Source organism: Micromonospora orduensis, assembly GCF_006228125.1.
Classification (GTDB): Bacteria; Actinomycetota; Actinomycetes; order Mycobacteriales; family Micromonosporaceae; genus Micromonospora; species Micromonospora orduensis.
On record NZ_VDFY01000207.1, the window covers coordinates 1 to 8,610 of the forward strand.

Annotated in this window: 8 protein-coding genes and 1 tRNA gene; 5 read left to right on the forward strand and 4 right to left on the reverse strand. The window is 71.3% G+C overall.

Translation table 11 applies throughout. The annotated features are described in order from the left end of the window. Window positions 1–56 precede the first annotated feature (56 nt). The 4 genes from thrC to argS form a co-directional block, all read right to left on the reverse strand. Window positions 57–1,106 carry a threonine synthase gene (thrC, locus tag FHG89_RS23740; RefSeq protein ID WP_139586625.1) on the reverse strand — a complete coding sequence of 350 codons (1,050 nt, stop codon included), beginning with the start codon at window positions 1,104–1,106 and terminating at the stop codon, window positions 57–59. Between the two features lie 138 nt (window positions 1,107–1,244). Then, on the reverse strand, window positions 1,245–2,555 hold the full coding sequence (locus FHG89_RS23745; RefSeq protein ID WP_208761077.1) for a homoserine dehydrogenase: 1,311 nt from the start codon (window positions 2,553–2,555) through the stop codon (window positions 1,245–1,247). An 8-nt stretch (window positions 2,556–2,563) separates the two neighbouring features. Next, window positions 2,564–3,949, reverse strand: a complete 1,386-nt coding sequence (lysA, locus tag FHG89_RS23750) for a diaminopimelate decarboxylase (protein WP_139586627.1) — start codon at window positions 3,947–3,949, stop codon at window positions 2,564–2,566. 1 nt (window position 3,950) lies between these two features. Next, window positions 3,951–5,618, reverse strand: coding sequence for an arginine--tRNA ligase (gene argS / locus FHG89_RS23755; RefSeq protein WP_139586628.1), 1,668 nt, complete (start codon window positions 5,616–5,618; stop codon window positions 3,951–3,953). Between the two features lie 98 nt (window positions 5,619–5,716). On the opposite strand from argS, the gene FHG89_RS23760 reads away from it, so the two are divergent. From FHG89_RS23760 to FHG89_RS33395, 5 genes are all read left to right on the forward strand, one after another. Further along, on the forward strand, window positions 5,717–6,514 hold the full coding sequence (locus tag FHG89_RS23760) for a DUF3105 domain-containing protein (RefSeq protein WP_139586629.1): 798 nt from the start codon (window positions 5,717–5,719) through the stop codon (window positions 6,512–6,514). A 12-nt stretch (window positions 6,515–6,526) separates the two neighbouring features. Beyond that, complete coding sequence (locus FHG89_RS23765; RefSeq protein ID WP_139586630.1) at window positions 6,527–7,198, forward strand: DUF305 domain-containing protein; 672 nt, start codon at window positions 6,527–6,529, stop codon at window positions 7,196–7,198. Window positions 7,199–7,408: 210 nt separating this feature from the next. Continuing rightward, on the forward strand, window positions 7,409–8,104 hold the full coding sequence (locus FHG89_RS23770) for a winged helix-turn-helix domain-containing protein (RefSeq protein WP_139586631.1): 696 nt from the start codon (window positions 7,409–7,411) through the stop codon (window positions 8,102–8,104). Window positions 8,105–8,196: 92 nt separating this feature from the next. Next, window positions 8,197–8,268: transfer RNA gene (locus tag FHG89_RS23775), tRNA-Arg, on the forward strand. A gap of 65 nt (window positions 8,269–8,333) precedes the next feature. Next, window positions 8,334–8,610, forward strand: a 277-nt coding sequence (locus tag FHG89_RS33395; protein ID WP_208761076.1) for a hypothetical protein, incomplete at its 3' end; no start/stop codon positions are given.

The following is an 8,610-nucleotide window of genomic DNA, read 5'->3' on the forward strand; positions in this document are numbered from 1 at the left end:
ACACCGTCCCGAAGGCCGCCCGCCCGCCGCCGGTAAGCACCGCGGCGGTGGCGCGGTCAGGCCAGGTCGAGGGCGCGGGCCGCGGCCATCGGGTCGTTCGCGATGGTCAGCGGCGCGGGCGCGGTGGAAATCGCCCACTCCGGGTCCTTCAGGCCGTGGCCGGTCACCGTGCAGACCACCGTCGAGCCGGCCGGCACCATGCCCGCCGCGGCCTGCTGGAGCAGGCCGGCCACGCTGGCCGCGCTGCCCAGCTCGACGAAGACCCCCACTTCGCGGGCGAGCAGACGGTACGCCGACAGGATCTCCCGGTCGGTCACCGCCGCGATCAGCCCGCCTGAGGTGTCCCGCGCGTCCAACGCCCTGGTCCAGCTCGCCGGGTTGCCGATCCGGATGGCGGTGGCGATGGTCGACGGCTCCGGCACGACCTGACCGGTCACGATCGGAGCGGCGCCGGCGGCCTGGAAGCCGTACATCTTCGGTGCGCCTGTGGTGCTGCCGGCCTCGCGCTCCTCCGAATACCCCATCCAGTAGGCGGAGATGTTGCCGGCGTTGCCGACGGGCAGGCAGTGGATGTCGGGCGCGTCACCGAGGGCCTCGACGATCTCGAAGGCGGCGGTCTTCTGGCCGTGCAACCGGTCGATGTTCACCGAGTTGACAAGCGCGACCGGGTGGTCCTGGGCGAGCTTGGCGGCGAGCGACAGGCAGTCGTCGAAGTTGCCGCTCACCTGGAGCAGCTTCGCGCCGTGCACAAGCGCCTGGGCCAGCTTGCCCAACGCGATCTTGCCCTGCGGCACCAGTACCGCGCAGGTCAGCCCGGCCCGCGCCGCGTACGCGGCGGCCGAGGCGCTGGTGTTGCCGGTGGAGGCGCAGATGATTGCCTTGTTGCCGGCCTCGACCGCCTTGGAGACGGCGAGGGTCATCCCCCGGTCCTTGAAGGAGCCGGTCGGGTTGGCGCCCTCCACCTTGAGGTACACGTCACAGCCGATCCGGCTGGAGAGCACGGGCGCCGGCAGCAGCGGGGTGTTCCCCTCGTGCAGCGTGACGACGGGCGTGGCCGCGGTGACCGGCAGCCGATCCCGGTACGCCTCGATCAAACCCCGCCACATGTCGTTCTCCTCGCCTCTACCGCCGTCTCGACCCGAGCACCTGGTCACCCTGGACCACAGTGCCGCCGGCATCGATGGCACACCCCGGGTTACCCACCTGGCGGGACGCGTGATTCGTCCCACCGATGGTTCAACGACTCACGCGCCGCCCTCGACCCGCAGCACGCTCGTCACCGACCGGACAATATCCAGGCCCCGCAGCTCGACCACTGTGGCGGCGAGCGCGGCGTCCGGTGCCACGTGGGTGACGATGACCAGCTCGGCGTCACCGTCGCGGCCGGGTGACCCACCCGCCGAGCCCTGCCGCACGGTCGCGATCGAGACGTCGTGCCTGGCGAACACGCCCGCCACCGAGGCCAGCACACCCGGACGGTCGGCCACGTCCAGGCTGACGTGGTAGCGGGTCAGCGCCTCACCCATCGGCCGGACCGCCAGGTCCGCGTACGCGCTCTCGCTGGCCGCGCGGACCCCGGCGAGCCGGTTGCGGGACACCGCGACCACGTCGCCGAGCACCGCGCTGGCGGTGGGAGCGCCACCCGCGCCCCGGCCGTAGAACATGAGCTGACCGGCCGCGTCGGCCTCGACGAAGACCGCGTTGAACGCGTCGCCGACGCTGGCCAGCGGATGACTGCGCGGGATCATCGCCGGGTGCACCCGGACGCTTACCGTCTCCCGGCCGGCCGGGTCGACACCCCGGGCCGCGATGCACAGCAGCTTGATGGTGCACCCCATCGCGCGGGCGCTGGCCACGTCCGCGGCGGTGACCTCGGTAATGCCCTCCCGGTGCACGTCGGCGGCGGCGACCCGGGTGTGGAACGCCAGGGAGGCGAGGATCGCCGCCTTGGCCGCCGCGTCGAAGCCCTCCACGTCGGCCGTCGGGTCGGCCTCCGCGTACCCCAGTTCGGTCGCCTCGTCGAGGGCCTCGGCGAAGCCGGCCCCGGTGGCGTCCATCGCGGAGAGGATGAAGTTCGTGGTGCCGTTGACGATGCCGGTGACCCGGGTGATCCGGTCGCCGTGCAGCGACTCGCGCAACGGGCGCAGCAGCGGGATGGCACCGGCCACGGACGCCTCGTAGTAGAGGTCGGCGCCACCCTCGGCGGCCGCGTCGTGCAGCGCCGCGCCGTCCTCGGCGAGCAGCGCCTTGTTCGCCGTGACCACGCTCTTGCCGGCGCGCAGCGCCTCGACCAGCCAGCTCCGGGCCGGCTCGATGCCACCGACGACCTCGACCACCACGTCCACGTCGTCGCGCTTGATCAGGCCGAGCGCGTCGGTGGTGAACAGGTCGTCGTCGACCGGCAGGTCACCACGGTCACGGCCGAGCCGGCGGACGGCGATGCCGGCGATCTCCAGCGGAGCGCCGATGCGGGCGGCCAGGTCCGTCGACTGCTCGTGCAGCAGCCGGACCACCTCCTGGCCGACCGTGCCGCAGCCGAGCAGTGCCAAGCGCACAGGTGACGTCATCCAACATCCAATGCCAGCAGGTCCTCTTCGGTTTCCCGCCGGACGATCAGCCGCGCGTGGCCGTCACGTACCGCGACCACCGGTGGCCGGGGCACGTGATTGTAGTTGCTGGCCATGCTCCGGCAGTACGCGCCGGTGCCGGGCACTGCGACAAGATCTCCGGGCTGCACGTCGGCGGGCAGGAATTCATCCTTCACCACGATGTCCCCGGACTCACAGTGCTTTCCCACCACGCGGGCGAGCAACGGCTGCGCGGTCGACGCCCGGGAGGCCAGCGTCGCCGAGTACGACGCGTCGTACAGCGCGGTGCGGATGTTGTCGCTCATCCCGCCGTCCACGCTGACGTACGTGCGGATGCCGTCGAGGTCCTTGACCGTGCCGACTTCGTAGAGGGTGAACACGGCCGGCCCGACGATGGCCCGACCCGGCTCGATCGACAGGTGCGGCACGGCCAGGTTCTCCGCCGCGCACTCCGAGTCGACGATCTTGCGCAGTCGCTTGGCCAGGTCCTGCGGTGTCGCCGGGTCGTCCTGGGTGGTGTACGCGATGCCGAAGCCGCCGCCCAGGTCCAGCTCGGGCAGCTCCACGCCGCGGGCGTCGCGGATCTGCGCCTGCAGGGCGAGCACCCGGCGGGCGGAGACCTCGAAGCCGCTGGCGTCGAAGATCTGCGAGCCGATGTGCGAGTGCAGACCGCGCAGCTCCAGCACGTCCTCGTCGAGGATCTTGAAGGCGGCGTTCGCTGCGGCGCCGCCGGCCAGCGAGAAGCCGAACTTCTGGTCCTCGTGGGCGGTGGCGATGAACTCGTGGGTGTGCGCCTCGACGCCGACCGTGACCCGGACCAGCACCCGGGGTCGGACCCCACGCTCGCGGGCCAGCTCGGTGAGCCTGTCGATCTCGGTGAACGAGTCGACGATGATCCGGCCCACCCCGGCGTCCAGCGCCCGGCCCAGCTCGGCGACCGACTTGTTGTTGCCGTGGAAGCCGATCCGCTCCGGCGGCATTCCGGCCGACAGGGCGGTGGCCAGCTCGCCACCGGTGCAGACGTCCAGGTGCAGCCCCTCCTCGGCGATCATCCGGACCACCGCCCGGCAGAGGAACGCCTTGCCCGCGTAGAAGACGTCCTCGGTCGGGAAGGCCGCCCGGAAGTCGCGGCAGCGCGAGCGCAGGTCGGCCTCGTCCAGGACGTACACCGGGGTGCCGAACTCGGCAGCGATGTCGCGGACGCTCAGGCCCGCGACGGCGACCGCGCCGTCGGCGCCGCGCGTCACGCTGCGCGGCCACAGCGCCGGCACGAGGGCGTTGACGTCGGCCGGGGTACGCAGCCAGGCCGGCCCCTGGTTGCTGATGTCCGCGTGCAGCGCACCAGCCTCATGAGCCCTCATGTCACATCCTCTCGGGTGCGGAGACGCCGAGCAGGTGCAGACCGTTGGCGATCACCGTGCGGGTCGCGTTGTTGAGCCAGAGCCGGGCGCGGTGCAGGTCGGTGACCTCCTCGTCGCCCAGCGGCAGCACCCGGCAGTTGTCGTAGAACCGGTGGAAGGACGCCGCGACGCTCTCCTCCAGGTAGCGGGCCACCCGGTGCGGCTCGCGCAGCTCGGCGGCCGTGGCCACCACCGCCGGGAACTCGGCGAGCGCCTTGAGCAGCTCGTTCTCCTTCTCGTGGTCGAGCAGCTCGGGGCGGAACGCGTCGGCATCGCCCGGCACGAGCCCCACCTCGGCGGCGTTGCGGGCCACGCCCGCAGTCCGGGCGGCGACGTACTGCACGTAGTAGACGGGGTTGTCGCGGGTCGCCCGGGTCCACAGCTCGATGTCGATGTCGATGGGCGAGTCGCTGGAGTAACGGGCCAGCGCGTACCGGGAGGCGTCCACGCCGATCGCGTCGACCAGGTCCTCCAGCGTGATCACGGTGCCGGCCCGCTTGCTCATCCGCATCGGGGCGCCGTCGCGCACCAGGTTGACCAGCTGCCCGATGAGGATCTCCAGGTTGCGCTCCGGGTCGTCGCCGAAGCAGGCGGCCATCGCCTTCATCCGGCCGATGTAGCCGTGGTGGTCGGCGCCCAGCATGATCACGACCCGCTCGAAGCCGCGCTCCCGCTTATCCAGGTAGTAGGCGCAGTCCGCGGCGAAGTACGTCCACTCGCCGTTTGACTTGCGCAGCACCCGGTCCTTGTCGTCACCGAAGTCGGTGGTCCGCAGCCAGGTGGCGCCCTCGGACTCGTAGACCCGACCCTGCTCGCGCAGCCGGGCCAGCGCGAGGTCCAACTCACCCCGGTCGTGCAGGTCCTTCTCGTTGAAGTAGGTGTCGAACTCGACCCCGAAATCGCGCAGCGAGGAGCGGATCTCGTCGAACATCAGCGCGACGCCCTCGACCCGGAACACCTCCTGGGCGGCGGCGTCGTCCAGGGTCAGCACGTCGGGCCGGCGGGCCTGCACCTCGGTGGCGATCTCGGCGATGTACGCGCCGCCGTAGCCGTCCTCGGGCGCCGGCTCACCCTTGGCCGCGGCGAGCAGCGAGCGGGCGAACCTGTCGATCTGCGAACCGGCGTCGTTGAAGTAGTACTCCGTGCCGACCTCCGCGCCGGTGGCCCGCAGCAGCCGGCTCAGCGCGTCGCCGACGGCCGCCCAGCGGACTCCGCCGATGTGCACCGGGCCGGTCGGGTTCGCCGAGACGAACTCGAGGTTGATCTTCTCCCCGGCGAGCCGCTCACTGCGTCCGTACTCGGCGCCGGCCTCGACAATCACCCGGGCGAGCTGGCCGGCGGCAGCGGCGTCGAGCCGGATGTTCAGGAAACCCGGGCCGGCGATCTCCACCGATTTGACGCCCACTGCCCGGCTCAGCTCGTCGGCCAGCGCGGTGGCCAGCTCACGCGGCGGGACGCCCACCTTCTTGCTCAGCTGCAGAGCGAGCGTGGAGGCGTAGTCGCCGTGCTCGGGGTTGCGCGGTCGCTCCACCACGGTGCGCTCCGGCAGCGCCGCGCGGTCCAGGCCACGCTCGCTGAAGACGGCGTGGGCAGCGGCAAGGACGACCGAGGCGAGTTCTGCAGGAGTCACCCAACCATGTTATCGGGGGTAGACTCGGGCACTCGGCGGCTACCCTGCGCGTCAACCGGCCCGCCATCTCCCCTGACCGACCGACTTGACGAGGCACGATGAGCATCAGCACCCCGGGCGGCCCTGAGCGCCGCCCGACCGTGGTCAGCACCGGCAAGAAGCCGGCCGCGGGCCGGCCGGCGTCCGGCGCCAAGGCTGCTTCCGGCAAGCCGGCGGGCTCCCCCCGGGCAGGTGGCAAGGGCCCCCGCAAGCCGGTCACCCCGGTCAAGGTGAGCCAGGGCCGGGCCTGGGGCCCGATCGCGCTCTTCGTCGCCGTCGGCGTGCTCGCGGCCGGCATCATCGGGTACGGCGCCTGGGCGTCGTTCCAGGGCTCCAAGCCGTGGGACAAGCGGGCCAACGCCATCGACGGCATCGTCAACATCCGTAAGTCGGACCCGGACAGCCTGAAGTACGAGGCGCACAAGTCCGGCCCGCTGACCTGGAACTACTCGCCGCCGGTGGGCGGGGTGCACAACGCCGCCTGGCAGAACTGCATGGGCGACGTGTACGACGCCCCGATCGCGAACGAGCACGCGGTGCACAGCCTGGAGCACGGCGCCGTCTGGATCACCTACCGCCCGGACCTGCCGCAGGACCAGATCGACAAGCTCGCCGGCAAGGTGCGTGGCGTCGAGAAGATGCTGATGAGTCCGTACGAGGGCCTGGACAAGCCGATCTCGCTCCAGGCGTGGGGCTACCAGCTCAAGGTCGACAACGCCGACGACAAGCGGATCGACGAGTTCATCAAGGACCTGCGGGTGAACGCCTCCGTCGAGGGTCCGACGGCGCTCTGCAACACCGGCATCACCGCCACCGGCACCACGCCGCGCGAACTCCAGCAGCAGCCGACCCAGTAGGTGAGGATCGCGATGACCGCCCCCTCCACCACCGACAGCGAGTACGACGAGGTCGAGGCCGCCCCGCAGGAGAGCGGCCGGGCCCCGGCGCGGCGCTACGGGGTGCTCGCGCTGGCCGCCCTGCTGGTGGTGGGGCTGCTTCTCGGGTACGCCGGTGGCCTGCTCACCCCCCGGCTCACCCGACCCGGTGACGCCTCGGTCGAGGCGGGCTTCGCGCGGGACATGACGACGCACCACGCCCAGGCGGTGGAGATGAGCCTCGTCGCGTACCGGTCGGCGACGCTGCCCGAGGTGCGGCAGATCGCCGTCGACATCGCCACCGGGCAGCAGGGGGAGATCGGCGCCATGCAGACCTGGCTGCGCGAGTGGGAGCTGAGCCCGACCGGGTCGCAGCCGCCGATGTCGTGGATGTCCGACGGAGCGACGGTCAAGAACGGGCTGATGCCCGGGATGGCCACCCCGCAGCAGATGGCCGCGTTGCGCGACGCCAGGGGCATCGAGGTCGACCGCCAGTTCCTCGCCCTGATGTACGACCACCACCTGGGCGGCATCCACATGATCGACGCCGCGCTCGGCGAGACCGACAACGCCGAGGTGCTGCGGGTGGCCCGGACCATGAAGGCCACCCAGCAGACCGAGCTGAACAACCTGCGGCAGCTCCAGGAGCAGGCCGCCAAGGGCTGACCGCGCCACGGGCACGACGGGCCCGCGTCACCGCCACACGCCGGCGGGACGCGGGCCCGTTCCATGTCGCTCGCCACCGCCAGGTTTTCGTGCATGAACGTCCACCGTGTCCCCCGTGGGCGTTTTGCGCGGTCCAGGCGATTACGTTGCTTAGAGAGTTTTCTCCCCACATATCGTGACCAGTTGCGATTCGGGCTCGTTGCCCAAGACGTGGGGGTTGCACTCAGAGACGCACGGCGTTCGGTCACCAGCTGGTGCCGACGCCACACCATCGGCGGTGACGGGGCGGTGGCAGCCGTCCGTCGCGGACAGCGGCAGGGCGAGCCGGGAATGCTCAGCCGCGAACAGGAACTCGAACTGATCGACGTGCTGCGGGGCGTCCACCCGGACGAGTTCGGCCTGGACGAGGAGCTGTGGACGCGGCAGAGCCTCACCACGCTCATCCAGCGCCGGTTCGACCTGCCGCTGGACGCGGGCGCGGTCGGGGCGTACCTGCGGGCCTGGGGGTTGGGTCCGCGCGAGCCCCGCGAACGGGCCTGCGGGCTCTGCGTCAGCGCGGTCGAGCGGTGGGTACGCAGCGAGTATCCGGCGATCACGCGGGCCGCCCAGGAGCACCTCGCCGAGGTCTACTGGATCGGGCGGGTACGACTGCGCGGCACCATGCCGGCGGCCGACGTGATCTCCGCCGTGTCGTCCCGGGGTCGGGTGCGCTTCATGATCACCACTCCGACCGTCGACCCGCCGCTCCCCCGCGACTTCGTGCTGCGACTCAGCGGCGAGGAGGAGCGCACCGTGCACCTGATCGTGGACGGCTCCTGGCCCCGCAACGAGTGGCCGCGCCGGCTCCCGCGACGGATCGTCCTGCACCCGCTGCCCAGCTGCGGCCGGGTGATTGCCGCCGCCTGACGGCGGTCCGCGCAGGCGGGGCGACACGATCGGGGCACCGATACCGATTCGGTGTTCCTGGAGGAGGTTTGCTAGTCTTCTCCAGTCGCTGAGCCCCCGTAGCTCAGGGGATAGAGCACCGCCCTCCGGAGGCGGGGGCGCAGGTTCGAATCCTGCCGGGGGCACGTAGAACATGGGAACGGATTTGACCGGCAGGGGCGGACGCCGACGCGTCCGCCCCCTCTGTTTTGTGTTGGGGCTGCCGCTGCCTCGGAGCCTTGCCCGTGGCTTCGGCAGCAGCCTGGCTGATGACGTCGACCATCTCGGCGCGTACGGCGACGCGCAGTGTGATCCGCTGGAGGTGTCGGTCGTACCGGATCTCCAGTTGGAAGGCGTCGAACTGAACCGCCCCGGATCTTGTAGAGACTTCCCCGCTTGGGAAGGATCGAGAGATGGCAGGAACGAAGCCGTATCCGCAGGAGTTGCGGGAGCGGGCGGTGCGGATGGTCGCGGAGGTGCGGCCGAAC

Bases quoted from the DNA above. Each gene is read 5' to 3' on its own strand.
- FHG89_RS23760 (WP_139586629.1), top strand. From the start codon at position 5,717: ATGAGCATCAGCACCCCGGGCGGCCCTGAGCGCCGCCCGACCGTGGTC.
- thrC (WP_139586625.1), bottom strand. From the start codon at position 1,106: ATGTGGCGGGGTTTGATCGAGGCGTACCGGGATCGGCTGCCGGTCACC.
- FHG89_RS23765 (WP_139586630.1), top strand. From the start codon at position 6,527: ATGACCGCCCCCTCCACCACCGACAGCGAGTACGACGAGGTCGAGGCC.
- lysA (WP_139586627.1), bottom strand. From the start codon at position 3,949: ATGAGGGCTCATGAGGCTGGTGCGCTGCACGCGGACATCAGCAACCAG.